General features: G+C 69.9%; 21 protein-coding genes. 11 read left to right on the plus strand and 10 right to left on the minus strand.

The annotated features are described in order from the left end of the window. Positions 1-47: 47 nt before the first annotated feature. Entirely contained in the window at positions 48-1,649 is a 1,602-nt protein-coding gene (locus AC2IPW_RS03680) for an FAD-binding protein (RefSeq protein ID WP_486376965.1), read from the plus strand. 97 nt (positions 1,650-1,746) lie between these two features. After that, entirely contained in the window at positions 1,747-3,183 is a 1,437-nt protein-coding gene (locus AC2IPW_RS03685) for an MFS transporter (RefSeq protein WP_081005103.1), read from the plus strand. Here the strand turns inward: AC2IPW_RS03685 and AC2IPW_RS03690 are convergent. From AC2IPW_RS03690 to AC2IPW_RS03715, 6 genes are read right to left on the minus strand one after another with little or no spacing between them, the layout of a single operon-like run. Next, on the minus strand, positions 3,164-3,763 hold the full coding sequence (locus AC2IPW_RS03690; RefSeq protein ID WP_140188279.1) for a nucleotidyltransferase family protein: 600 nt from the start codon (positions 3,761-3,763) through the stop codon (positions 3,164-3,166). The two genes, AC2IPW_RS03685 and AC2IPW_RS03690, sit on opposite strands and share 20 nt — an antisense overlap. A 9-nt stretch (positions 3,764-3,772) precedes the next feature. Then, complete coding sequence (locus tag AC2IPW_RS03695) at positions 3,773-4,201, minus strand: nuclear transport factor 2 family protein (protein ID WP_486376322.1); 429 nt, start codon at positions 4,199-4,201, stop codon at positions 3,773-3,775. Continuing rightward, on the minus strand, positions 4,198-5,076 hold the full coding sequence (locus AC2IPW_RS03700) for a TIGR03619 family F420-dependent LLM class oxidoreductase (RefSeq protein ID WP_289377273.1): 879 nt from the start codon (positions 5,074-5,076) through the stop codon (positions 4,198-4,200). The genes AC2IPW_RS03695 and AC2IPW_RS03700 overlap by 4 nt, the downstream gene beginning before the upstream one ends. A 12-nt stretch (positions 5,077-5,088) precedes the next feature. Further along, a complete protein-coding gene (locus AC2IPW_RS03705; protein WP_054371618.1) occupies positions 5,089-6,264 on the minus strand; it encodes a thiolase domain-containing protein in 1,176 nt (391 codons plus the stop codon). Next, positions 6,264-7,325 (minus strand): thiolase domain-containing protein, encoded by a 1,062-nt coding sequence (locus tag AC2IPW_RS03710; protein WP_416062660.1) that lies wholly within the window; start codon positions 7,323-7,325, stop codon positions 6,264-6,266. Before AC2IPW_RS03710 ends, AC2IPW_RS03705 begins: the two co-directional genes overlap by 1 nt. 16 nt (positions 7,326-7,341) lie before the next feature. Continuing rightward, positions 7,342-8,319, minus strand: a complete 978-nt coding sequence (locus tag AC2IPW_RS03715; RefSeq protein ID WP_486376323.1) for a Zn-ribbon domain-containing OB-fold protein — start codon at positions 8,317-8,319, stop codon at positions 7,342-7,344. A 90-nt stretch (positions 8,320-8,409) separates the two neighbouring features. On the opposite strand from AC2IPW_RS03715, the gene AC2IPW_RS03720 reads away from it, so the two are divergent. Further along, positions 8,410-9,447 (plus strand): LLM class F420-dependent oxidoreductase, encoded by a 1,038-nt coding sequence (locus AC2IPW_RS03720; protein WP_289377270.1) that lies wholly within the window; start codon positions 8,410-8,412, stop codon positions 9,445-9,447. A gap of 105 nt (positions 9,448-9,552) precedes the next feature. Here AC2IPW_RS03720 and AC2IPW_RS03725 read toward each other — a convergent pair whose 3' ends face one another. Further along, positions 9,553-10,392 carry a crotonase/enoyl-CoA hydratase family protein gene (locus AC2IPW_RS03725; RefSeq protein ID WP_486376324.1) on the minus strand — a complete coding sequence of 280 codons (840 nt, stop codon included), beginning with the start codon at positions 10,390-10,392 and terminating at the stop codon, positions 9,553-9,555. A 77-nt stretch (positions 10,393-10,469) separates the two neighbouring features. Here AC2IPW_RS03725 and AC2IPW_RS03730 point away from each other — a divergent pair, with 77 nt between their 5' ends. The 3 genes from AC2IPW_RS03730 to AC2IPW_RS03740 are packed head-to-tail and all read left to right on the plus strand — an operon-like array spanning position 10,470 to position 14,477. Further along, positions 10,470-12,125, plus strand: a complete 1,656-nt coding sequence (locus AC2IPW_RS03730) for an acyl-CoA synthetase (protein WP_486376325.1) — start codon at positions 10,470-10,472, stop codon at positions 12,123-12,125. A gap of 11 nt (positions 12,126-12,136) precedes the next feature. Next, positions 12,137-13,249, plus strand: a complete 1,113-nt coding sequence (locus AC2IPW_RS03735; protein ID WP_486376326.1) for an NAD(P)H-dependent flavin oxidoreductase — start codon at positions 12,137-12,139, stop codon at positions 13,247-13,249. A 10-nt stretch (positions 13,250-13,259) separates the two neighbouring features. Further along, a complete protein-coding gene (locus AC2IPW_RS03740; protein ID WP_486376327.1) occupies positions 13,260-14,477 on the plus strand; it encodes a cytochrome P450 in 1,218 nt (405 codons plus the stop codon). A 27-nt stretch (positions 14,478-14,504) separates the two neighbouring features. Here AC2IPW_RS03740 and AC2IPW_RS03745 read toward each other — a convergent pair whose 3' ends face one another. The 3 genes from AC2IPW_RS03745 to AC2IPW_RS03755 are packed head-to-tail and all read right to left on the minus strand — an operon-like array spanning position 14,505 to position 18,505. Further along, a complete protein-coding gene (locus AC2IPW_RS03745) occupies positions 14,505-16,127 on the minus strand; it encodes a long-chain-fatty-acid--CoA ligase (RefSeq protein ID WP_486376328.1) in 1,623 nt (540 codons plus the stop codon). A gap of 59 nt (positions 16,128-16,186) precedes the next feature. Beyond that, entirely contained in the window at positions 16,187-17,302 is a 1,116-nt protein-coding gene (locus tag AC2IPW_RS03750) for an acyl-CoA dehydrogenase family protein (protein WP_486376329.1), read from the minus strand. A gap of 24 nt (positions 17,303-17,326) precedes the next feature. Further along, the gene (locus AC2IPW_RS03755) at positions 17,327-18,505 is read right to left on the minus strand and encodes an acyl-CoA dehydrogenase family protein (RefSeq protein ID WP_486376330.1); all 1,179 of its coding nucleotides are present in this window, start codon (positions 18,503-18,505) and stop codon (positions 17,327-17,329) included. A gap of 179 nt (positions 18,506-18,684) precedes the next feature. Here AC2IPW_RS03755 and AC2IPW_RS03760 point away from each other — a divergent pair, with 179 nt between their 5' ends. The 5 genes from AC2IPW_RS03760 to AC2IPW_RS03780 all read left to right on the plus strand — a co-directional run bounded on the left by AC2IPW_RS03760 (position 18,685) and on the right by AC2IPW_RS03780 (position 23,223). After that, positions 18,685-18,870, plus strand: coding sequence for a ferredoxin (locus tag AC2IPW_RS03760; RefSeq protein WP_054371605.1), 186 nt, complete (start codon positions 18,685-18,687; stop codon positions 18,868-18,870). Positions 18,871-18,988: 118 nt separating this feature from the next. Further along, positions 18,989-19,933 (plus strand): 3-oxoacyl-ACP reductase, encoded by a 945-nt coding sequence (locus tag AC2IPW_RS03765; RefSeq protein WP_416062672.1) that lies wholly within the window; start codon positions 18,989-18,991, stop codon positions 19,931-19,933. Positions 19,934-20,406: 473 nt separating this feature from the next. After that, positions 20,407-21,171, plus strand: coding sequence for an MlaE family ABC transporter permease (locus tag AC2IPW_RS03770; protein WP_003939591.1), 765 nt, complete (start codon positions 20,407-20,409; stop codon positions 21,169-21,171). Positions 21,172-21,191: 20 nt separating this feature from the next. Next, positions 21,192-22,040 (plus strand): MlaE family ABC transporter permease, encoded by an 849-nt coding sequence (locus AC2IPW_RS03775; RefSeq protein WP_040784616.1) that lies wholly within the window; start codon positions 21,192-21,194, stop codon positions 22,038-22,040. A 4-nt stretch (positions 22,041-22,044) separates the two neighbouring features. Continuing rightward, on the plus strand, positions 22,045-23,223 hold the full coding sequence (locus tag AC2IPW_RS03780; RefSeq protein ID WP_486376331.1) for an MCE family protein: 1,179 nt from the start codon (positions 22,045-22,047) through the stop codon (positions 23,221-23,223). The last annotated feature ends 35 nt before the right edge of the window (positions 23,224-23,258 follow it).

The raw sequence follows: 23,258 nt of genomic DNA on the forward strand, positions 1-23,258 counted from the left end.
CAGCAGGGCCCGTGTCTGGTGTTCCACCCAGTGAGACGCCTTCTCCCGTGCGCCGCGGTTGCGGAAATAGTGTCACGTGCTCCCCGGAACGGAATCGGCGAAAGGCTTCGAGCATGGTGGATTGGGCAGAGGAATGCGACGTCCTCGTCGTGGGATCCGGGGCGGGAGGCTGCTGCGGCGCCTACACCGCCGCCCGTGAGGGACTGTCGGTCGTCCTGGTCGAGGCCTCCGAGTACTTCGGCGGCACGACCGCCTACTCCGGCGGCGGTGGGGTCTGGTTCCCCACCAACGCCGTGCTGCGCCGGGCCGGCGACGACGACACCATCGACGACGCCCTGACCTACTACCACGCGGTCGTCGGCGACCGCACCCCCCGCGACCTGCAGGACGCCTACGTCCGCGGCGGCGCACCCCTGATCGACTACCTCGAGGCCGACGAGGACATCGAGTTCACCGCCTACCCGTGGCCGGACTACTTCGGCAAGGCTCCCAAGGCCAGCGCGAAGGGTCGCCACATCGCACCGACCCCGCGGTCCGTCGTCGACGACCCGGAACTCAACGAATCCGTCCGCGGGCCGCTGGGTCGCGAGCGCAACGGGGATCCGTTGCCGGACAAGCTGATCGGCGGACGTGCCCTCATCGGCCGGTTCCTGCTCGCCATGCGCAAGTACCCGAACGTGCAGTTGCACCGGAACACCGCGCTCGAGGAACTCCTCGTCGAGGACGGCGCCGTGGTCGGCGCGATCGTCTCCCACGGCGACCAGCGGCGGGCGGTGCGGGCCCGCAAGGGCGTCGTGCTCGCCGCCGGCGGATTCGACCACAACGACGAGATGCGCGCGCAGTACGGCGTCCCCGGCGCGGCCCGCGATTCGATGGGGCCGTGGTCCAACCTCGGCAAGGCGCACCAGGCGGCCATCGCGATCGGCGCCGACGTCGACCTGATGAGCGAGGCGTGGTGGTCGCCGGGGTTGACCCACCCCGACGGGCGCTCGGCCTTCGCGCTGTGCTTCACCGGCGGCATCTTCGTCGACCAGGACGGCAACCGCTTCACCAACGAGTACGCGCCCTACGACCGGCTCGGCCGCGACATCATCGCCCGGATGGACAAGGGCGAGATGACGCTGCCGTTCTGGATGATCTACGACGACCGGGGCGGCGTCGTGCCGCCGATCGCGGCGACGAACGTCCCGCTCGTGGAGACCGAGAAGTACGAGGCGGCGGGACTGTGGAAGACCGCCGACACGCTCGCCGAACTCGCCGGGCAGATCGGAGTGCCGGCCGAGGCGCTCGAAGCGACCGTCGCGCGGTTCAACCGCCTCGCCGCCACCGGCGTCGACGAGGACTTCGGCCGCGGGGACGAGCCCTACGACGTGGCGTTCACCGGCGGCGGCTCGGCGCTGGTCCCGATCGAGAAGGGCCCGTTCCACGCCGCGCAGTTCGGCATCTCGGACCTCGGCACCAAGGGCGGCCTGCGCACCGACACCGTCGGCCGCGTGCTCGACGGCGCCGGGACGCCCATCGCCGGGCTGTACGCGGCGGGCAACACGATGGCCGCCCCGAGCGGCACCGTCTACCCCGGCGGCGGCAACCCGATCGGCACCAGCGCGCTGTTCGCCCACCTGGCGGTCCGGCACATGGCCGGAGCGTAGGAACGCCGCCACTCGTCCGGTCCCGCTCAGTGGGTCCTGCGTCACACTCGGAGCACTCCGTCCGTACGGTTCACATCGACGAACCGTAGGAGTTTTCATGAGTACATCGTTCGCACCCGAACGGACACCCTCGACCCGTGCCGAACGCCGCTACGAGCGGACCCGACCCGTGTGGGCGGTGGTGGCCATTCTCATCGCCGTCGAAGTCATCAGCGCATTCGAGACGTCGATGATGTACGCGGCGCTGCCGACGTTCGCCCGGGTCTTCGAGGCGGACGCCTCCGCGGTCGGATGGACCGTGACGGCGTTCCTGCTGGTGGCGGCGGCCTCGGCGGCGGTGTGCGGCCGGCTCGGCGACATGTACGGCCGCGAACGGGTGCTGATGTTCGTGCTGGCCTGCGCCGCCACCGGCTCCGTCGTCAGCATGGCGTTCGGGACCCTCGAGGCCATCATCGCCGGCCGGGCGATCCAGGGGGTGGCGGGCGCGATCCTGCCGCTGTGCATCGGGCTCGCCCGTGAGCATCTGCCTGCGGAACGCGTCCCGATGGCCGTTGCACTGATCTCCGGGTCCGCCGTCGCGGCCGGGGCCGCCTCGCTACTCGTCGCCGGCATTCTCATCGACCTCGGCGACTGGCGGTACATCTTCGTCGTCGCCGCGGCCTACGCCCTCGTCTGCCTGTTCCTGGTCGAGGCCGTACTGCCGTGGCGGCGTCGCAGCCACCATCGGCAGCCGATCGACGTCGTGGGCGCGACCGGCCTGGCGACGGCCGTGGCCGCCGTCCTGTTCGGGTTGACCCAGAGCCGCGCCTGGGGCTGGAGCGACGGCCGCGTCCTCGCACCGATCGTCGTCGGTGCGGCGATCTTCGCCTGGTGGGTGTGGTGGGAGCTCGGCCGGCCGTCCCCGATCGTGAACCTGCGCCTGCTCGCCGAACGCAACGTCGCGCTGACGATGCTCGCCGGGGTGGCCCTCGGCGTCGGGCCGATCGGGGTCGGGACGATGATCATCCCGATCATCATGCAGAGCCCCACCTCCGCGCCGTTCGGCCTGGGACTCTCACCCACCTACGCCGGAACGCTGTCGTTCGTCGGCGCGATGATCGGCATGGCGTTCACGCCCGTCGCCGGCCGGATCGCCGCCGCGGTGGGGGCACGGTCGTCGCTGCTGCTCGGCAGCGCGGTCTTCCTCGTGGCGTGCGCCGGATTCTTCTTCTTCCGGGCCTCGGTGATCGGGATGACGCTGCTGGTCGTGGCCGTCTCGGTGGCGACGGCGTTCGCGTACACCGCGCTGCCGAATCTGCTCGTCGAGTCCGTCCCGGAACACAACACGAGCGAGATGGCCGGCAGCCAGACCGTGCTGCGCACCGCCGCGTCGGCCGTGGGCACCTCGGTGGCGTCCCTCCTGCTCGCGTCCCTGGTGGTGCCGGGGACGGCCACGCCGACGGTCGCCGCACTCGGGGCCGTCTGCACGATGCTGGTGCTGTCCTGCGCCGTGACGATCGTGCTGGGCGCGGCGATCAGGTATCGCCGCGCGTGACGCCCCGCCCCTCCAGCAGCGCCAGATCGCCGGGCACGTCGACGTCTCCCGGATCCGCCAGGCCCGTGCAGTCGAGCCGGCGCACCCGGTCGCGGTGGCCGGCGAGGAATCGCCGGGCGCCCTCGTCGCCGACGGCCTCCCGGGCCGCCACCTCGGCATCAGGCCGGTCGAACACCACGGGATGGCCGGGGCGGTCGCCGAACGTCGGCAGGGTGATCGTGCCGGGACGGTGCGCGGCCAGCACGGTCCGGACGAGTTCGGCGGTGATGCCGGGAAAGTCGACGACGGTCAGGGCGATCACGTCGTGGCCCGTCGCGGCGTCCACGCCGCACCGCAGCGACGTCGACATCCCCTCGGCCCAGCGCGGATTGACGACGGTGCGGACGCCCGGCGGACACGCGGCGACGACGTCGTCGGCGTAGGCGCCGGCGACCACCGTGATCTCGTCGCAGCCCCCGGCGGTGAGCGCGGCCACCACGGTGTGCAGCAGGGGGCGGCCGCGGTGGGGGAGCAGCGCTTTCGCGCGTCCGCCCAGTCGCGTGCCGCCCCCCGCGGCGAGGACGATCCCGGCGACGGTCATGGCCGGACCCTAGCCGCGCGCCGCCTCGGCTGCGGGGCGAACCGTCTTCATGGCCCGTTCGACCTCCCAGAAGGCGCGCAGCGACGCGATCCGGCCGTCGTCGTCCACGCGGTAGACGAACACGCCCTCGGCGTCGATCACGTTGCCGCCGAGCGTGGTGCGGATGGTGCCGATGTTGACGCACTCGTCGCCGCACACCAGCACGTCGTCGACGAGGAACTCGAGCCGGTCGGTGTTCGCGATGGTCATGTCGTAGAAGCGCGAGATCGCCTCCCGGCCGTGGTGCCCCTTGCCCTCCGGGTCGAAGCCGGACGGACCGACCGGGTCCTCGACGACCCCGTCCTCGGCGAACAGTGCCAGCCACTCGTCCTTGCGCCTGCCGGCGGCCGCGGCCTGGGACGCCCGCGCGGCCACCCGCGCCGGGTGTTCGTCGCTCATACCTGCTCCCTTCGATGGATGTACTTGTCGGCGAAGCTGCGCAGGGACTCCTGCTTCGCCTCGAGGGGACTGTCGAAGCCGTGCCCGTCGAAGATCCACGGCACCACGATGATGTCGGTGACCCCGGCGTCCTCCAGTTCGGCGTACCCCGCGCCGCCGAACCGGTCGACGCACACGGCCTGGATCTCGAACGGCTCGTCGGCGCGGCCGTAGCCGGCGCGCAGTTCGCGCAGGCGCGCGATCACGTCGACGAGGTCGTCGAAGCGGATCATCGCCGAGGTCCAGCCGTCGCCGATCCGGGCCGCGCGGCGCAGCGCGACGTCGGTGTGGCCGCCGATGTAGAACGGCACCGGTGCGCTGGGGGCGGGGCTCATCTGCAGGCGGTCGAAGTCGAAGAACTCGCCGTGGTGTTCGACCATGCCGCCGCCGAGGATGAGCCTGATGACCTCGATCATCTCGTCGACCCGCTTGCCACGCCGCGCGTACGGGACGCCGCACCACTCGAATTCCTCCGGGGCCCAGCCGATTCCCACGCCGAAGCCGAAGCGGTTCCCGGTCAGATTGGCCACCGAGCCGACCTGGCGGGCCAGCAGCACCGGGTTGCGGGAGCCGAGCTTGAGGACCTGGGTGTAGAACCGGAGGGTCGACGTGACCGCCCCCATCGCGGCCGCGGCGATCAACGGATCCACCCACGGCGTGTCCTCGGTCCACATCCGTGACCCGTCGGGTGTGTACGGGTAGTCGACGCTCTGCTTCTCCATGTAGAACAGGGAGTCGGGCAGCGCGATCGAGGCGAACCCGCACTCCTCGGCGGTGCGGGCCAGGCCCGCGAGCTGGTCGAGCGGCGTCATCGCGACGCCGACGGTGAAGTCCACCACGGTCCGTGCCTATCGTTCCGGTCGGTCCGAGCCGACGACCCACATCGAGAAGTACTGCGAGCCGCCTCCGTACGCGTGCCCGAGCGCCTTGCGCGCACCGTCGACCTGATGTTCGCCGGCACGGTGCATCACCTGCATCGCCGCCTCGGCGAACCGGATCATGCCGGACGCCCCGATCGGGTTGGACGACAGCACACCGCCGGACATGTTGACCGGCAGCTGACCCCCGAGGGCCGTTTCCCCGGACTCGGTGAGCTTCCAGCCGGAACGTTCGGGGGCGAAGCCGAGGTTCTCGAGCCACATCGGTTCGAACCACGAGAAGGGGACGTAGATCTCGGCGCAGTCGATCTCGGTGAGCGGATCGGTGATGCCCGCGGCCCGCCACAGCGCCGCCGCGGCCATCCGGCCCGCCTCGGGGTTGACCTGGTCGCGTCCGGCGTACGTGGTCGGCTCGGTTCGCATCGCGGTGGCGTGGATCCACGCGACGCCCCGGCCCTGCGCCTCGACCGTCGCGGCCGAGTCCTCGTCGCCGATCACCACGGCGCACGCACCGTCCGACGAGGGGCAGGTCTCGTCGTAGCGGATGGGATCCCACAGCATCTGTGACGCCTGCACCGACTCGAGCGTGATGTCCGGCTGCTTGAGATGCGCGTAGGGGTTCTTCGCCCCGTTCAGCCGGTCCTTGACGGCTACCATCGCGCCGATGTGTTCGGGGGCGCCGGAGCGCCGGATGTAGGAGCGCACGTGCGGGGCGAAGTAGCCGCCGGCGCCCGCACCGACCGGCATGGTGAACGGCACCGGGGTGGACAGCGCCCACATGGCGTTCGATTCGGACTGTTTCTCCCACGCCACGGCCAGCACCCGTCGGTGCACGCCGGCCTGGACGAGGCTGGCGGCGACGTTGGCGGTGGACCCGCCGACGGACCCGGCGGTGTGGACCCGGAGCATGGGCTTGCCGGTGGCGCCGATCGCGTCGACCATGCCCAGCTCGGGCATCATCACGCCCTCGAACAGGTCCGGGGCCTTGCCGATGACGACGGCGTCGATGTCGTCCCAGCCCACGTCCGCGTCCGCGAGCGCCCGGTCGATCGCCTCGCGGACGAGGCCGGACATGGACACGTCGTGCCGTTTGGCGACGTAGTGGGTCTGTCCCGTGCCGAGGACAGCGGCGAGTTGCTTACCCATCAGTTGCGTCCCTCCAGAACGGCTACCAGATTCTGTTGCAGCACAGCCCCGCTCGTCGCGTGTGCGAGCGCACGTCCGGCGCGGCCGTCCATGATCGCCTGCGCGGCACAGCCGATGCGTTCGAGTCCGCCGGAGAACATGGGGTTGCCGGTGAGCGGACCGCCGGTCGGGTTGACCGCCGTCGCGGCCGAGAGGCCGAACGCCTCGCGCAGGATCAGCTCCTGATGCGTGAACGGGGCGTGCAGCTCGGCGACGTCGAAGGCGGTGTCCCCGCCGGTCACCGCCGCGGCGGCCGCGGCGGCGGACGGCGCCTGCGTCAGGTCCCGCGAGCCGAAGTTCGGGGTGTCGATGCGGTGCTCGATGCCGGTGATCCACGCCGGGTTCTCGCACAACTCGCGGGCCCGGTCGCCGGCGGCGAGCACGACGGCTGCGGCGCCGTCGGTGACCGGGGCGCAGTCGTGTCTCCGCAACGGGTCGGCGACGTAGGGCCGGCCGAGCAGGTCCTCGACCGTGACGTCGCCGCTGATCTGGGCGTTCGGATTGTCCTTGGCGGCGGCCCGTGCGCGTACGGCGACCTCCGCCATGGCTTCTTCCGTCCACTTGCCGGCGTCGAGTCCGAACCGGGCCTGCAGCCCGGCGAGCGAGACGGAGTCGAGGCCGAGCGGTGCGACGAGGTACGGGTCGAGCTGCACGCCGAGGACCTGGCGCAGCGTGCCCGCCGAGGACTTGCCGAAGCCGTACACGAGCGCGGTGTCGACCTCCCCGGTGATCAGCTTGACCCACGCCTCGTACAGGGCCCAGGCAGCGTCCATCTCGACGTGGGATTCGTTGATCGGCGGCACCGCGCCGATCGCGTCCACGGCCGAGATGAACGAGAACGCCCGGCCGGCCAGGTAGTCCGACGACCCCGAGCACCAGAACCCGATGTCGGACTTGGTGATCCCCAGCTTGTCGTAGAGCTCCCGGAAGCACGGGACGAGCATCTCGACGCCGTTGGTGGTGCCGGTGGTCTCGCGCACGTGAGGTGCCTGCGCGAAGCCGACGACTGCGATGTCTGTCATGGTGGGCGCGGCTCCCTTACAGGTGGTGTTCGAAGGTCTCGTAGGCGGCGTCCGGTTCGCCGGTCGGCCGGAAGTACTCGATGTTGCGCAGCGTGTAGCCCCACTCCTCGCGCGGCCGCCACTTCGCCTCCACCCGCATCCCCATGCGCACCTCGGATGCGTCGCACTCGAGGATCAGGTGCAGGAACGGGATGTCGGCACCGTCGAGCAGCACGTACGCCGCGACGTAGGGCGGCGCGATCTGCTGCCCGAGGAACGGCACGTTGACGATGCAGAACGTGGTCACGATGCCCTTGTCGGACACCTCGACCTGCTCACGGGTGGGGATGCCGTCGGTGGGGTTCGCGCCGCGCGGCGGGATGTAGACCTTGCCGCCGGGGCCGGTGCGCCCGCCGATCAGTCTGCCCTCGGCCAGCCCTCGCAGGTAGTAGGACTCCTCGGACGAGGCGCTGTGCGTGTAGTGCAGGTCCAGCGGGGTGATCATCATCGTCACCGGTTCACCGGAGTCCTCCGTCCGCACCGTCACGGTACCGGCCTCGCCGGGCTCGAATCCGGCGATGTCGCGGATGTGGCCGACGCGGTCGTCGGCCCAGCGCACCCGCACTCGCATGCCCGTGTGCATGTCGGCCGAGTCGGGGACGTCGACGGCGTGCAGCAGTGTCGTGTCGGCCCCGTCCAGCTGGATCAGCGCCCATGCGAAGGGACGGTCGAACGGCTGGCCCGGCAACGGTTCCGGATTCCAGGTCCAGCTGCGTACCGTGCCGCTCTGCCCGACCTCGACGAAGTCGGTGAGCGGTTCGTGGGTGACCGCGTCGAACTCCGGGGGCGGCACGAGGACTCGTCCGTCCGAACCGCGGGCGCCGAGGATTCGTCCGTCACGCAGACCGGTGACGAACGCGCCGACGGTCGGACCCGTGGATCGGGTGTAGTCGAACTTCAGGTTCAGTGGTGCGCTCAGCGGTTTCTCCGCGGTCACGCTCTTTCCCAGGCTCACAACTTCGAGTAGAACAGGTTCTAGAGACGGTGGCAAGGGTACTGTCCGAGCAGCGGTGCCTTCGGTCCACCCCGAAAGGAATGGTGTGCAATGAAACTGGGTCTGCAGCTCGGCTACTGGGGGGCGCAGCCGCCCGCGAACGCCGGAGAACTCGTCGCGGCCGCCGAGGCGGAGGGCTTCGATGCGGTCTTCGCCGCCGAGTCGTGGGGCTCGGACGCGTTCACCCCACTCGCGTGGTGGGGCTCGGGCACGCAGCGGGTGCGGCTCGGCACGTCCGTCGTGCAGATCTCCGCCCGCACCCCTACCAGCTGCGCCATGCACGCCCTCACCCTCGACCATCTCAGCGGTGGCCGGCACATCCTGGGCCTCGGCGTGTCGGGCCCGCAGGTCGTCGAGGGATGGTACGGCGAGCCGTTCGCCAAGCCGCTGGCCCGCACCCGCGAGTACGTCTCGGTGGTGCGCAAGGTGCTGGCCCGCCGCGAGCCGGTGACCAACCCGGGCCCGCACTACCCGCTGCCGTACGACGGTCCCGGTACCACCGGACTCGGCAAGCCGCTCAAGCCGATCACGCACCCGCTGCGCGACGACATCCCCATCTGGATCGGCGCCGAGGGACCGAAGAACGTCGCGCTGAGCGCCGAGATCGCCGACGGATGGCTGGCCATCTACTACTCGCCGCGCCTGGCCCCGATGTACGACGAGTGGCTCGACGAGGGTTTCTCCCGTCCGGGCGCCCGGCGCACCCGCGCGGACTTCGAGATCGCCGCGACCTGTCAGGTCGTCGTCACCGACGACCGGGCGGGGACCGTCGCGGGCCTCAAACCCGTCACCGCCCTGTACGTCGGAGGCATGGGCACCCCCGAACTGAACTTTCACGCCCAGGTGTACCGGCGGATGGGCTACGGCGACGTCGTCGACGAGGTGACCAGGTTGTTCCGCGCCGGCCGCAAGGACGAGGCCGCCGCCGCGATCCCCGACGAGATGGTCACCGAGACGATGATCGTCGGCGACCGCGACGAGGTCCGCGCCGGGGTGAAACGCTGGTCCGACGCGGGCGTGACGATGCTGCTGGTGAGCTGCCACGATGCCGAGCACGTGCGTTCCCTGGCCGACGTCGTCCTGCGGTGATCTCCGGCGCCCCTCCCGCTGTTGCTGCGTGACCGAATGTCACACCGGTTCGATGTGATCGACCCGATGTGACATTCGGTCGGCGGGGTGCGTGGTGAGGGGGCGTCAGGCGCCGGTGAACTTCGGGGCCCGCTTCTCGGTGAAGGCGCGCGGGCCCTCCTTGGCGTCGGCGCTCTTGAAGACCTCGGCGCCGAGTTTCGCGTCGATCCTGAACGCCTCTTCCTCGTGCATGCCCTCGGTGTCGCGGATGGTCTTCAGGATGGCTTGGACGGCGAGGGGGCCGTTGGCGGCGATGGTGCCGGCGATCTCGAGGGCCTTGTCGAGTGCCCGACCGTCCGGGACGACGTGGCCGATCAGGCCGATCTCCTTCGCCTCGGGGGCCGTGACGTGCCGGCCGGTGAGCAGGATGTCGGCGGCGATCGTGTAGGGGATCTGACGGACGAGCCGCACCGCCGAGCCTCCGAGCGGGAACAAGCCCCATTTGGCTTCGGAGACACCGAATTTCGCGCTCTCTCCGGCGATCCTGATGTCGGTGCCCTGGAGGATCTCGGTGCCGCCGGCGATGGCCGGTCCCTCCACCGCGGCGATCAGCGGTTTGGTGAGGCGGCGGCCCTTGAGCAGGGCGGGCAGCCTGGACAGGTCCCATCCTCCGCCGCCCCGCTCGTCCTGCTCGAACTTGTCGCCCGGGGCGGACCGGTTCATCGCCTTGAGGTCGGCGCCCGCGCAGAACGCGCCGCCGGCGCCGGTCAGGACGGCCACCCGGATCTCCGGATCGTTGTCGACGCGGTCCCACGCCTCGGCCATGATGGCCATCATCTCGCCGGAGAGCGCGTTGCGCGCTTCGGGGCGGTTCATAGTGACGATCAGGACCGGTCCGCGCTGTTCGACGAGGCAGTGCGGAGCGTCTGCCGAAATGCCGGAAACTTCCGATGCGGTGGTGGACACTGAGGACTCCTGCGGGGTTGTGAACTGGATCTCATTCGGGTCTTGTCAGAAACGGTAACACGTTCTACTTTTGTGTCGTGGCCCTTAACATCGCAGACCTCGTAGAGCACGCAATCGACCTCGTTCCCGACCGCGTCGCGCTCGCGTCGGACGGACGTGAGGTCACCTACGCGCAGCTGGAGGAGCGCGCCAACCGGCTCGCCCACTATCTGCAGGAACAGGGCGTGCAGCCCGGTGACAAGGTGGGTATCTACTCCCGCAACACCATCGAAGCCATCGAGGCGATGGTCGCGGTGTTCAAGATCCGTGCCGTGATGGTGAACGTCAACTACCGGTACGTCGAGAACGAGTTGCAGTACATCTTCGACAACTCGGACATGGTCGCGCTCGTCCACGAGCGTCGCTACTCGGACAGGGTTGCCGCCGTCCTGCCGCACTGCCCGCAGATCCGTACCGTCGTCGTGGTCGACGACGGTACCGATCTCGACTACGCGGGCTACGGTGGCGTCGACTACGAGTCCGCCCTGGCGCAGGGCTCACCCGAGCGCGACTTCGGCGACCGCAGCGCCGACGACCTGTACATCCTCTACACCGGCGGCACCACCGGCAGCCCCAAGGGCGTGATGTGGCGCCAGGAGGACGTGTGGCGCGTACTCGGCGGCGGAATCAACTTCATGACGGGCGAATACGTCGCCGACGAATGGGAACTCGCCAAGACCGGTGCCGCGGGTGCGCCGCTGGTCCGCTTCCCGATTCCCCCGCTCATCCACGGCGGTGCCCAGTGGGCGGTGCTGCAGTCGCTGTTCAGCGGCGGCAAGGTGATCATGCATCCCGAATTCGACGGCCACGAGGTGTGGCGGGTCATCGAGGAGCACAAGGTCAACGTCATCTTCATCACCGGTGACGCGATGGGCCGCCCGATGCTCGACGCGCTCGAGAGCGGCCGTCCGGGAACCGGTGAGAAGTACGACCTCTCGTCGCTTTTCGCAATGGCATCCAGTGCCGCACTGTTCTCCCCGGCGCTGAAGGAGCGCTTCCTGGACCTGATGCCCAACACGGTCGTCACCGACTCGATCGGTTCGTCCGAGACCGGCTTCGGCGGTCTCGGCATCGTCGCCAAGGGGCAGGCCCACACGGGCGGCCCCACCGTCAAGATCGACGCCTCCACGGCCGTGATCGACGACGACGGGAATCCGGTCGAGCCGGGATCCGGTCAGGTGGGTGTGCTCGCCCGCAAGGGCCACATCCCGATCGGCTACTACAAGGACGAGGTCAAGACCAAGGCGACCTTCCGCGAGTACCACGGCATCCGCTACTCCATCCCGGGCGACCACGCGCGGGTCGAGGCCGACGGCACCGTCACCATGCTCGGCCGCGGCTCGGTCTGCATCAACACCGGCGGCGAGAAGGTGTTCCCCGAAGAGGTCGAGGGCGCTCTGAAGGCTCACCCCGATGTGTTCGACGTCCTCGTCGTCGGCGTGCCGGACGAGCGCTGGGGGCAGCGCGTGTCCGCCGTGATCGCTCCCCGGCCCGGCGCCCGGCCGGCGCTGGCCGACCTCGTCGAGGTGGCCCGGACCCAGATCGCCAGCTACAAGATCCCGCGCAGTGTCTGGTACGTCGACGCCATCAAGCGTTCCCCGGCCGGCAAGCCCGACTACCGGTGGGCCAAGGAACAGACCGAGCAGCGCCCAGCGGACGACCACTACACCAACGGCTCCGCTGCGGCGAGCTAGAAGGGACCGGGATGCACACCGATCTCAGCAGGAAATTCGGAATCCAGTACCCGATCTTCGGGTTCACCCCGTCCGAGCACGTCGCCGCCGCCATCAGCCGGGCCGGTGGTCTCGGCGTCCTCGGCTGCGTCCGGTTCAACAACCCGGCCGAACTCGAGGACGTCCTCACGTGGATGGACGAGAACACCGACGGCAAGCCCTACGGGGTCGACATCGTGATGCCCGCGAAGGTCCCCACCGAGGGTTCCGCCGTCGACCTCGACAAGCTCATCCCCGCCGAGCACCGTGCCTTCGTCGAGCGCACCCTCGCCGAACTCGGCGTGCCGCCGCTCGACGAGTCCGCCGAACACGCAGCCGGTGTCCTCGGATGGCTGCATTCGGTTGCCCGCTCGCACGTCGACGTCGCGCTCGGGCACCGGCCGGCCCTCATCGCCAACGCGCTCGGCTCCCCGCCGAAGGACGTGATCGACCTCGCCCACGAGAAGGGGGTGCCCGTCGCGGCGCTCGCCGGGGCGGTCGAACATGCCCGGCGGCACGTCGAGAACGGCGTGGACATCGTCATCGCCCAGGGCTACGAGGCGGGCGGTCACACCGGCGAGGTGGCGTCGATGGTGCTTTGGCCCGAAATCGTCGACGCCCTAGGTGATTCCGCGGCGGTCCTTGCCGCCGGCGGAGTCGGGTCCGGCCGGCAGATCGCCGCCGCGCTCGCGCTCGGGGCATCCGGGGTGTGGATGGGCTCGTACTGGCTGACCACCTCCGAATACAAGCTCGGCGCCGCCGCGGCCGGTCCGTCGTCGGTCCAGCGAGCGCTGCTCGGCGCGTCGTCGTCCGACACGGTGCGCTCGCGGATCTACTCGGGCAAGCCCGCCCGCCTGCTCAAGACCAAGTGGACCGAGGCGTGGTCGAAGCCCGACGCGCCGTCGCCACTGCCGATGCCGTTGCAGAACCTGCTCGTGAGCGAAGCCCACCAGCGGATCGCTGCCGCGGACGACCCCGAGGTCGTCGCGATGCCCGTGGGGCAGATCGTCGGCCGGATGAACGAGATCCGGCCGGTGGCAGAGATCATGGCCGAGCTCGTCGAGGGGTACGAGCAGGCCGTCGACCGGCTGAACGCGGCCCGGTGACGGACCGGTGGTGACCGCCTACGATCCCTTCGATCCGCAGTTCCTGGCCGACCCCTACCCGGCCTACCGGATGCTGCGGGACGAGGATCCGGTGCACCACCACGTCGGCGCCCGGAACGGCGTCCCGCCGTTCTGGGCGCTGTCCCGTTTCGAGGACGTCTGGAACGCGGTGCGCGACACCGACACCTACTCGTCCGCGCAGGGATTGACCTTCGTGCCCGACGAGATCGGGAAGATGGGTCTCGCCCCGACGATCGTCATGCTCGACCCGCCGCGGCACGGACAGCTGCGTGGACTCGTCGCGAAGGGCTTCACGCCCCGGCGTGTCGCGGCGCTCGAGGACTCGGTGCGCGGATTCGTCCGGGCGCTGCTGGATTCGTTCGCGGACCGGCGCGAGGTGGATCTGCATCGCGAGTTCTCCTCGCCCGTACCGACGTTCGTGCTGGCCGAGTTGCTCGGGGTGCCGGCAGCCGACCGGACGCGATTCGATCCGTGGGTAGCCGCCCTCACGGCGCTGCAGGACTCCGGGTTCGACCTGAACGCCATGAGCGCCCCCGATGCCGTCGCCGAGATGTTCGAGTACTTCGCCGGGTTGATCACCGAGCGCCGTCGCGCACCCGGCGACGACCTGATCAGCGCGTTGACCGAAGTCGAGTCCGACGGCGAACTGCTCACCGACTGGGAGATCCTCGGCTTCTGCTTCGTCCTGGTCGCCGGCGGCAACGACACCACCGGCAATCTGATCTCGCACGCGGTGACGCTGCTCGACACCGACCACCGTCAGCGCGCCCTCGTCGTCGACGAGCCCGCCCGGATCCCGGGGGCGATCGTCGAGACGCTTCGCCTCGAGGGATCGGTGCAGGGACTGGCGCGGACCACCACGCGCGACGTCGAACTGCACGGCGTCACGATTCCAGCGGGGGAGAAGGTGATGATGCTCTACGGCGCAGCGAATCGGGACGAACGCGAATTCGGGGACACCGCGGAGCAGTTCGACATCACCCGCTCGATTCCGCGGCACCTCGGTTTCTCCAGCGGCCCCCACTTCTGCATCGGCTCACACCTGGCGAAGTTGCAGTCCCGGGTCGCCCTCGAGGAGTTGCTGGCCCGGTATCCGCACGTGTCGGTCGACCCGGCATCGGGGGTGCGCCTGCAGTCGTCGTTCACCCGCGGCTGGGTGAGCCTGCCCGCCCTCCTGCGTCAGCCGACGGGGAAGGCGCGGCCCTGACCGCGGGCCGGTGTGTCCTTTGGGCGGTCAGGACCGCCCAAAGGACACACCGCTGACGAGGTCGGGTGTCAGCAGTGAGAAGTCGCGCTCACCGCGCGACCGAACCCACACCGGGTCGGCGCAGTTCCACCGTTCGGCGCTGAGCGTGCGGGTGAGCACCTTGAAGGTGGCCGTGCGCGGGAAGTCGGAGCACACCCGGATCAGCGTGGGCAGCTGTTTGGGGCCGAGATCGGGCTGCGCGTCGAGGAAGTCCGCGAACGCGACCGGATCGAACTCGTCGGTCGCGGTGGGGATGACGGCGGCCATCACCCGATCGCCCACGTCCGCATCCGGGACCGCGTAGACCGAGACCTGCGCGAAGCCCGGGTAGCGGAGCAGGGCCCGCTCGATCGGAGCGGCGGCGACGTTCTCACCGTCGACGCGCATCCATCCGGAACTGCGACCGGCGAAGTAGACGAAGCCCTCGGCGTCGACATAACCGAGATCGCCGCTGTGGTACCGGCCGTCGCGCATCCGCTCGGCATCGGCTTCAGAGTTCTTGTAATAGCCTGCGAACAGCCCGGACCCGGTGACGTTGACGAGTTCGCCGGTCGCGACGTCGGCGTTGAGGACGCGGCCGGCGGCGTCGAACTCGGCCACCGGGCAGGGGGATCCGGTGTCCGGGTCGAGAATCTGCACGCCCTCGGGCAGTCGGCCCAGCGCTCCGGGCGGGGCGTCGGGCGCCGCGGAGATCGAGATGCCGCCCTCGGTGGAGCCGAACCCGTCGACGACCGTCGCGCCGAACCGTCGCCGGAACGCGGCGATCGCGGGGGCCGTGCCCTCGTTGCCGTACATGATGCGCAGCGGGTTGTCCGCCTCGCCGGGTTCCTCCGGAGTGGCGACGATGTAGGACAACGGCTTTCCCACGTAGTTGGCGTAGGTGACCCCGAAGCGGCGTACGTCCGGCAGGAAACCGGAGGCGGAGAACCTGCGCCGCAGGGCGATCCCGGACCCGGCCGCCAGCGCCACCGCCCAGCCGGCCATCATCGCGTTGGAGTGGAACATCGGCATCGACACGTACACGACGTCGTCGGCGCCGAGACCGAACCGCTCGGCGAGCATCACGCCCGGCCCGGTGATCTTCTCGTGGGTGCAGCACACGGCCTTCGGGTCGCCGCTGGTGCCGGAGGTGAAGATCAGCATGAACAGGTCGGTCGGATCGACCGGCGGTGGTTCGACGGTGGCACCGGTGTGCGGGGCGAGCAGCGCGGACCACTCGGCGGAGTCGACGTCGATGACCCGCACCCCGCCGAGGTCGAGTCCGTCGAGCAGTCGCGCGTTCGCGGTCTCGGTGAACACCACCTGGCAGTCCGCGAGCGCGATGTCGCGGGCCAGGGCCTGCCCGCGGCGGGTGGTGTTCAGCCCGACCACCACCGACCCGGACAGTGCCGCGGCGCCGAGCAGCAGCGAGAACTCCGGCACGTTGTCCATGAGGATCCCGAAGTGCCGGGGTCGGCGCGGGTCGAGCAGTTGGTGCAGCAGCGCGGCCCGGTCCCGGCCGGCCTGCACGTGCCGGCGCCACGTCAGCGACGTGTTCTCGAACTGCAGGCCCCGGTCGTCGACGGTGGCGAGCCGCTCGAGGAGGGCGGTCACCGTGAGTGCGTCGGTCATGGGGGCATCCTGGCGTCTCGGCGTGCCGGCCGAGGTGCCGGTTCCGCTGGTCGGGACTGTCACGCGGGCGTTTCCGCGAGGGACGCGCCCAGGGCCCGCAACTGTGCGGTGGCCGAGCCGAGGTGGAATTCGTGGTGCTTGGCGGCCAGGAAGTAGCGGTGCACGGGATGGTCCTCGTCCAGGCCCACGCCGCCGTGGACGTGGACGAGCGTGTGCGCGACGCGGTGCCCGGCTTCGGCGGCCCAGAACGCGGCGGTGCGCAGTTCCCCGGTGTCGGGCAGCCCGGCGTCGGCGCGGAAGGCTGCCTGCCACAGGGTGAGCCGGGCCCCCTTGACGTCGATGTACGCGTCGGCGAGTCGCTGGGCCACCGCCTGGAAGCTGCCGATCGGCCGATCAAACTGCACCCGCTCGCGCGCGTACTGCGCGGTGAGCTCGAGCGCCCGGTCGAGCACCCCGTACTGGTATGCGGCCGAACCGAGAAGTCCGCGATCGCGCAGCCACGCCGTGATCGCGCGGCCGTCGGTGCCGAGCACGCGGTCGCCGGGGACGACGGCCGCGGCCAGGGTCAGCGTCCCGAGACAACCCCGGCCCGTGTCGTACTGACGGGTCACGTTCACCCCGGGATCGTCGGGGCGCACGAGGAGCACGGTGACGCCGTCCGAGGTCGCCACCGGCACGAGGAAGAGGTCCGCCGCAGGGGCCGCATCGACGAGGATCTTGGTGCCGTCGACGGTCCAGCCCCCGTCGGTGCGACGTGCCGTCGTGGTCGGCGACGTGGGGTCGTCGTTCAGTTCCTCCTCGAGGGCTGCGGTGAGGATCTGCTCGCCCGTGGCGGCGGGTTCGCCCCAGTCGTGACGCTGTGCGTCGCTGCCGAACTCGGCGACGGCGGCGGCGGACACGACGATCGAGGACAGGTAGGGGACGGCGGCGACACCGCGGCCGAGTTCGGTGAGGATGCTCGTCTGTTCGAGCGGCCCGAAGCCGTCCCCGCCGACGGATTCGGGCAGGGCCGCGCCGAGGATGCCCGACGAGGCGAGCGCGTCCCACAGGGTGTGGTCGATGCGGTCCTCGGCGGCGTCGAGTCGGCGCAGATGGTCGTTGGTGGCGATGTCGGTGACGATGCGGCGGGTGAGCCCGGCGAGGTCCTGCTGCGCCTCGGTGAGGGTGAAATCCACGGCCTTGGTCCTTCCGGGGGAGTGTCAGCGTTTGGCGGGCGGCAGGCCGAGGGCCGTCATCGCGATGATGTCGCGCTGGACCTCGTTGGTGCCGCCGCCGAAGGTGAGGATGAGGGAACTGCGATGCATCCGCTCGAGCCGGCCCCGCAACAGCACGCCCGGCGAGTTCTGCCGCAGCGTGGCCGACGGTCCGAGGATCTCCATCAGCAGCCGGTACGCCTCGGTTGCGAACTCGGTGCCGAACACCTTGTTCGCCGACGCCGGGGCGGGCCCGAGCGGCGCGGCGCCGGAGGCGATCTCCCAGTTCATCAGTTTCAGGTACTCGGCCTGGGCGTGGACGCGGGCCAGGTTGATCCGTACCCATTCCTGATCGAGGACGCGGCGGCCGTCGGGCAGACGGGTGTGCTGCGCCCACTCGCGCACTTCCTGCAGCGCGGTGAGGATCGGGCCCGCGGACGTGAGTGCGACGCGTTCGTGGTTGAGCTGGTTGGTGATCAGCGCCCAGCCGCCGTTCTCTTCGCCGACGAGCGCGGAGGCCGGGACGCGCACGTCCTGGTAGTAGGTGGCGCTGGTGTCGGGGCCGGCCATGGTGTGCACGGGGGTGTAGGAGAACCCCTCGGCAGTGGTGGGCACGATGAGGACGCTGATGCCCTTGTGCTTGCGCGCGGCCGGATCGGTGCGGCACGCGAGCCACACGTAGTCGGCGTAGGCGATCAGGCTCGTCCACATCTTCTGGCCGTTGATCACCCACTCGTCGCCGTCGCGGACGGCGGTGGTGCGCAGCGACGCGAGATCCGTGCCCGCCTCGGGTTCGGAGTAGCCGATGGAGAAGTGCAGCTCGCCGGCGGAGATCTTCGGCAGGAAGGACTCCTTCTGCTCGGGTGTGCCGAAGTGCATGATCGTCGGCGCGACCGAGTTGATGGTGAGGAACGGGACGGGAGCGCCGGCGATGGCGGCCTCGTCGGTGAAGATGAGCTGGTCCATCGCCGAACGGTTCTGGCCGCCGTACTCCTCCGGCCAGCCGAGGGTGAGCCAGCCGTCCTTGCCCATCTGCTGGACGACCTCCCGGTACACGTTGCCGGCACCGTACTCGCCCGTCGTCGCGGCGAGCGCCTCCCGCCGTTCGGGTGTCATCAGGTCGGCGAAGTAGGCGCGCAACTGCGCGCGGAGTTCCTCTTGCTGCGGGGTGTACGCGATGTCCACGAACCGCTCCGTTCGTCGGGTAGGCAGCTGGTCGACGGCCGAGGACCGCGACCGGCTCGGCGATGTTCCCGAATCATTGCACAGAACTGAAACGCGTTCTAGCCTGGATTTCGAGCCGTCGCGTCAGCCCGCGCGACCGGCGCCGGATCGAGTGGGCGAGCGAGAAGCGAGGTCTGTTCATGGAGGTCAAGGTCGACTTCGATCGTTGCGAGGCGAACGGCGTGTGCGTAGGGATTGCGCCCGAGGTCTTCGACTTGAACGACGACGACGAACTGATCGTCACGCGTCCCATTGCGCCGGAGCAGGAGGAGAACGTGCGCACGGCGATCGCGCAGTGCCCCCGCGCGGCACTGAGCGAGGCCTGACGAGGCCGCTTGTCAGAAACGAGAACACGTTCTACATTTCTGGTGGTCGCCGGAATCCGCGGCGGCCAGGAACGCGGCGGCCGGGCGGTCGCCCGATATCGCTAGGGAGAACGCGTCGATGAGTGCAACCGGCAACGGTCTCGGCCCCGCGGGAAACGGTGCGGCGGACAACGGCGGCGTGAGTCTCGAGGGCAGGGTTGCCGTCGTCACCGGAGCCGGTGCCGGACTCGGACGCGCGGAGGCCGTCGCGCTGGCCCGGGCCGGTGCCGCGGTGGTCGTCAACGATCTCGCGGCGACGGACGCCGTCGAGGACACCCTCGCCGAGATCCGAGACCTCGGCGCCGACGCGGCCTTCGTGGCCGGCAGCGTCGCCGAACGTGCCACGGCCGATGCTCTGCTCGCGACGGCCCGGGACCGCTTCGGTCGGCTCGACATCGTCGTCAACAATGCCGGCATCGTGCGGGACCGCATGCTGTTCAACATGTCCGACGAGGACTGGGACGCGGTGATCGCCGTCCATCTGCGCGGTCACTTCCTGCTGTGCCGCAACGCGGCGGCGTACTGGCGTGGCGAGTCCAAGAAGGCCGGCGGACCCGTCTACGGCCGGATCGTCAACACGTCCTCCGAGGCCGGCCTGCTCGGTCCCGAGGGGCAGGCCAACTACGGCGCCGCCAAGGCCGGGATCACCGCACTCACCCTCTCCGCAGCGCGGGGTCTGTCCCGATACGGGGTGCGGGCCAATGCCATCTGCCCGCGGGCCCGCACCGCGATGACGGAGGGCGTCTTCGGTGCTGCGCCCGAGGGCGAGGTGGATCCGCTGGCGCCCGAGCACGTCTCGGCGCTGGTCGCCTACCTGGCATCTCCCGCGGCGGACCGGATCAACGGCCAGGTCTTCGTCGTCTACGGCCCGATGGTCGCGCTGATGGCCGCGCCCGTCGTCGAGGAGCGGTTCGACGCGGACGTCCGCTGGACCCCGGAGGCCCTCGCCGACCGCGTCGGGGGGTACTTCGACAACCGGGATCCCGCCCGCACCTTCTCGGCCGCGCAAGCCCTCGCTCTCTGAGATCCCGCTAGGTGATACCCGAAGTGACACGCAACGGTGTCCTCGGTAATATCGCGCCGTCCCGGACCGATCCGGTTAGTGTCGGGCTCGACCCGGGGGGTGCCCCGCCCGGCGACGTCGCCGGGTGTGCCGACCGCGGTTCTGGGCGCGCAAACACTGGTAGTACCTGTTCTAGTTTCCGGTCTTCGAAATCCTGCGTGAGGCGCCGGTTCGGCGCGCGGCCGGTCGCGGTCGGGCGTTGTGGGCGGGTGCCGAGTGGGGATGTCCGTCTCGGTATCTTCCCAGTTGGCGGACCGATTTCGACTCGGGGTGAGCGTCGCGACGAGGCCGGCGCGCCACGGTTCCCGCCGCGTGGACGATGCCGTGTCGCGACGGTCTTTGACACATGAACACGTTCTAGTTAATATGACGCGGGTCACAAGCTGACCTCTCGTCGGCCGCGGCCGGCGAGCGAACCAACGGAGGAGGAGACGGTGGTAGACCTCCTCGAGGTCCCGCTCCGCGCGGTGGGCGGATTCTTCGCGATGACCGGTGAGACCGCCCGGGCGGTGTTCTCCCGGCCCTTCCAGCGACGCGAGTTCGTCGATCAGGCCTGGTTCGTCGCACGGGTGTCCCTCGTCCCGACGGTCCTCGTCGCGGTGCCGTTCACCGTCCTGGTCAGCTTCACCCTCAACATCCTGCTGCGCGAGATCGGTGCCGCGGATCTCAGCGGCGCCGGCGCCGCGCTCGGTGCCGTCACCCAGGTGGGTCCGATGGTCACCGTGCTCATCGTCGCCGGTGCCGGGGCCACGGCCATCTGCGCGGACCTCGCCGCCCGCACCATCCGAGAGGAGATCGACGCGATGCGCGTGCTCGGCATCAACCCGATCCACCGCCTCGTGGTACCCCGGGTCCTCGCCTCCACCGTCGTCGCGCTGCTGCTCAACGGGCTGGTGTGCTCCATCGGCATCCTCGGGGGCTTCGCGTTCTCCGTCTTCCTCCAGGACGTGAACCCCGGTGCCTTCGTCAACGGCATCACCCTGCTCACCGGCTTCGGCGAACTCATGATCTCCCAGGTCAAGGCCGGGCTGTTCGGCATGATCGCCGGTCTCGTCGCCGCCTATCTCGGCCTCAACGTCAAGGGCGGCGCCAAGAGTGTCGGCGACGCGGTCAACCAGACGGTCGTGTTCGCCTTCATGGCATTGTTCGTGGTCAACCTCCTCGTCACCGCCGTCGGCATCAAGCTGACGGGCGGGTGACCGGCACGGCGGTGATGTAGATGGCAGTGATCTCCTGGCGCTTCCCCCGCGCGCGGCGCCGCATCGCCCGGGCCTCCGACTCCGTGGACCGGCTCGGCGAACAGGCGCTCTTCTTCGGCAAGGCGCTCGGCTACACCCCGCGGGCGCTGCTGCACTACCCGAAGGAGACGGTCCGGCTGATCGCCGAGATCAGCATGGGCACCGGGGCGCTCGCCGTGATCGGCGGCACAGTCGTCATTGTCGGCTTCCTGACCCTGTTCACCGGCGGGATCATCGCCGTACAGGGCTTCAGCTCCCTCGGCAACATCGGTGTCGAAGCCCTCACGGGCTTCTTCGCCGCCTTCATCAACGTCCGCATCGCGGCACCCACCATCGCGGGCATCGGCCTGGCCGCCACCATCGGCGCCGGCTCGACCGCCCAGCTCGGCGCCATGCGGGTCTCGGAGGAGATCGACGCGCTCGAGGTCATGGCGATCCCGTCGATCCCGTATCTCGTGAGCACCCGCGTGCTGGCGGGCATGATCGCGATCGTCCCGCTGTACTCGCTGGCCGTGATCGCCTCGTTCGTCGCCAGCCGCTTCGCCACCGTGGTGCTCTACGGCCAGTCCGCGGGCGTGTACGACCACTACTTCGACACGTTCCTCATCCCCACCGACATCCTGTGGTCGTTCGTGCAGGCCATCGTCATGGCGATCGCGGTCATGCTGATCCACACCTACTACGGATTCAACGCCGGCGGCGGCCCGGTCGGCGTCGGCGTCGCCGTGGGCAACGCGGTGCGGGCCTCCCTGATCGCCGTGGTGACCGTGACCCTGCTCATTTCGCTCGCGGTGTACGGAGCGACCGGCAACTTCAACCTGTCGGGATAGGCGCATGGACACACCCTCCTGGAAGAAGAAACTCGCGGCCCTCGGTCTCGTCGGGGGCCTCACCGTCGCCGTCGTGCTGGCGCTGCTGATGTTCGCCGGTGCCTTCACCGCCACCACCCCGGTCACGGTCACCTCGGCACGGTCCGGCCTGGTGATGGAACCCGACGCGAAGGTCAAGCTGCGGGGAGTCGAGGTGGGCCGGGTCCGGTCCGTGGAGCACACCCCCGACGGTGCGCTGCTGCAGCTCGCGATGGATCCCGGCCAGCTGCACCTGGTGCCGTCCAATGTGCGCGTGGCCATCGAGTCCACCACCGTGTTCGGGGCGAAGTTCGTGAACCTGATCGTGCCGGACGACCCGTCGCCGGTGCCGCTCCAGGAGGGCGCGATCATCGCGGCCGAGAACGTCACCGTCGAGTTCAACACCGTCTTCCAGCACCTGTCCGACGTGCTCGCGCAGATCCAGCCGGAGAAGCTCAGCGCCACACTGGGGGCGATCTCCGAGGCCCTGGACGGTCGCGGCGACACCCTCGGCGCCACCCTCGTCGAGGCCGAGGACTATCTCGCGACGATGAATCCCTCGCTGCCGCAACTGCAGTACGACATCGCCGTGGCTGCCGACGTCACCAACCTGTACGCCGACGTCGCACCGGACGTGATGAACCTGCTCGACAACGCCACTTCGATCGGCAACACCGTGGTCGACGAGCAGGCCAACCTGGACCTGATGCTGATGAACGTCACCGGCCTGGCGAACACCGGGCGCGACGTCCTCGGCGAGAACGAGACGCAACTGACCTCCGCGCTGGATCTGCTGACGGAGACCACGACGCTGCTCGCCGAGTACTCGCCCGAGCTGCCGTGCTTCATCGTCGGGCTCAACGACGCGCGAATCGCGTTCGAGCCCATGGCCGGCACCGGAAAGTACCCGGCACTGATGCTGAGCACGAACTTCCTGGGCGGCGCCACCATGTACGACCATGAGAAGGACCTGCCGGTGGTGGGAGCGTCGGGCGGGCCGAACTGCCACGGGCTGCCGAACTTCGATCCCAAACGCGACGGCCACGCCCCCTTCGTCGTCGCCGACACCCATCCCGTGCCGTACCACCCGAACACCGAGACGTGGGTGCGGTACCCGACGATCTTCGGTTTCCTGTTCGGCGACATGATCCCGGGAGGAGAGTGAGATGCCGCAGGCGCAGATGCGGACGGACCGGGCGG

Source organism: Rhodococcus sp. NS-SX18 (assembly GCF_057367935.1).

Bases quoted from the DNA above. Each gene is read 5' to 3' on its own strand.
- AC2IPW_RS03720 (WP_289377270.1), top strand. From the start codon at position 8,410: ATGAAACTGGGTCTGCAGCTCGGCTACTGGGGGGCGCAGCCGCCCGCG.
- AC2IPW_RS03735 (WP_486376326.1), top strand. From the start codon at position 12,137: ATGCACACCGATCTCAGCAGGAAATTCGGAATCCAGTACCCGATCTTC.
- AC2IPW_RS03745 (WP_486376328.1), bottom strand. From the start codon at position 16,127: ATGACCGACGCACTCACGGTGACCGCCCTCCTCGAGCGGCTCGCCACC.
- AC2IPW_RS03780 (WP_486376331.1), top strand. From the start codon at position 22,045: ATGGACACACCCTCCTGGAAGAAGAAACTCGCGGCCCTCGGTCTCGTC.
- AC2IPW_RS03705 (WP_054371618.1), bottom strand. From the start codon at position 6,264: ATGGGTAAGCAACTCGCCGCTGTCCTCGGCACGGGACAGACCCACTAC.
- AC2IPW_RS03690 (WP_140188279.1), bottom strand. From the start codon at position 3,763: ATGACCGTCGCCGGGATCGTCCTCGCCGCGGGGGGCGGCACGCGACTG.
- AC2IPW_RS03685 (WP_081005103.1), top strand. From the start codon at position 1,747: ATGAGTACATCGTTCGCACCCGAACGGACACCCTCGACCCGTGCCGAA.
- AC2IPW_RS03710 (WP_416062660.1), bottom strand. From the start codon at position 7,325: ATGACAGACATCGCAGTCGTCGGCTTCGCGCAGGCACCTCACGTGCGC.
- AC2IPW_RS03695 (WP_486376322.1), bottom strand. From the start codon at position 4,201: ATGAGCGACGAACACCCGGCGCGGGTGGCCGCGCGGGCGTCCCAGGCC.
- AC2IPW_RS03765 (WP_416062672.1), top strand. From the start codon at position 18,989: ATGAGTGCAACCGGCAACGGTCTCGGCCCCGCGGGAAACGGTGCGGCG.
- AC2IPW_RS03775 (WP_040784616.1), top strand. From the start codon at position 21,192: ATGGCAGTGATCTCCTGGCGCTTCCCCCGCGCGCGGCGCCGCATCGCC.
- AC2IPW_RS03760 (WP_054371605.1), top strand. From the start codon at position 18,685: ATGGAGGTCAAGGTCGACTTCGATCGTTGCGAGGCGAACGGCGTGTGC.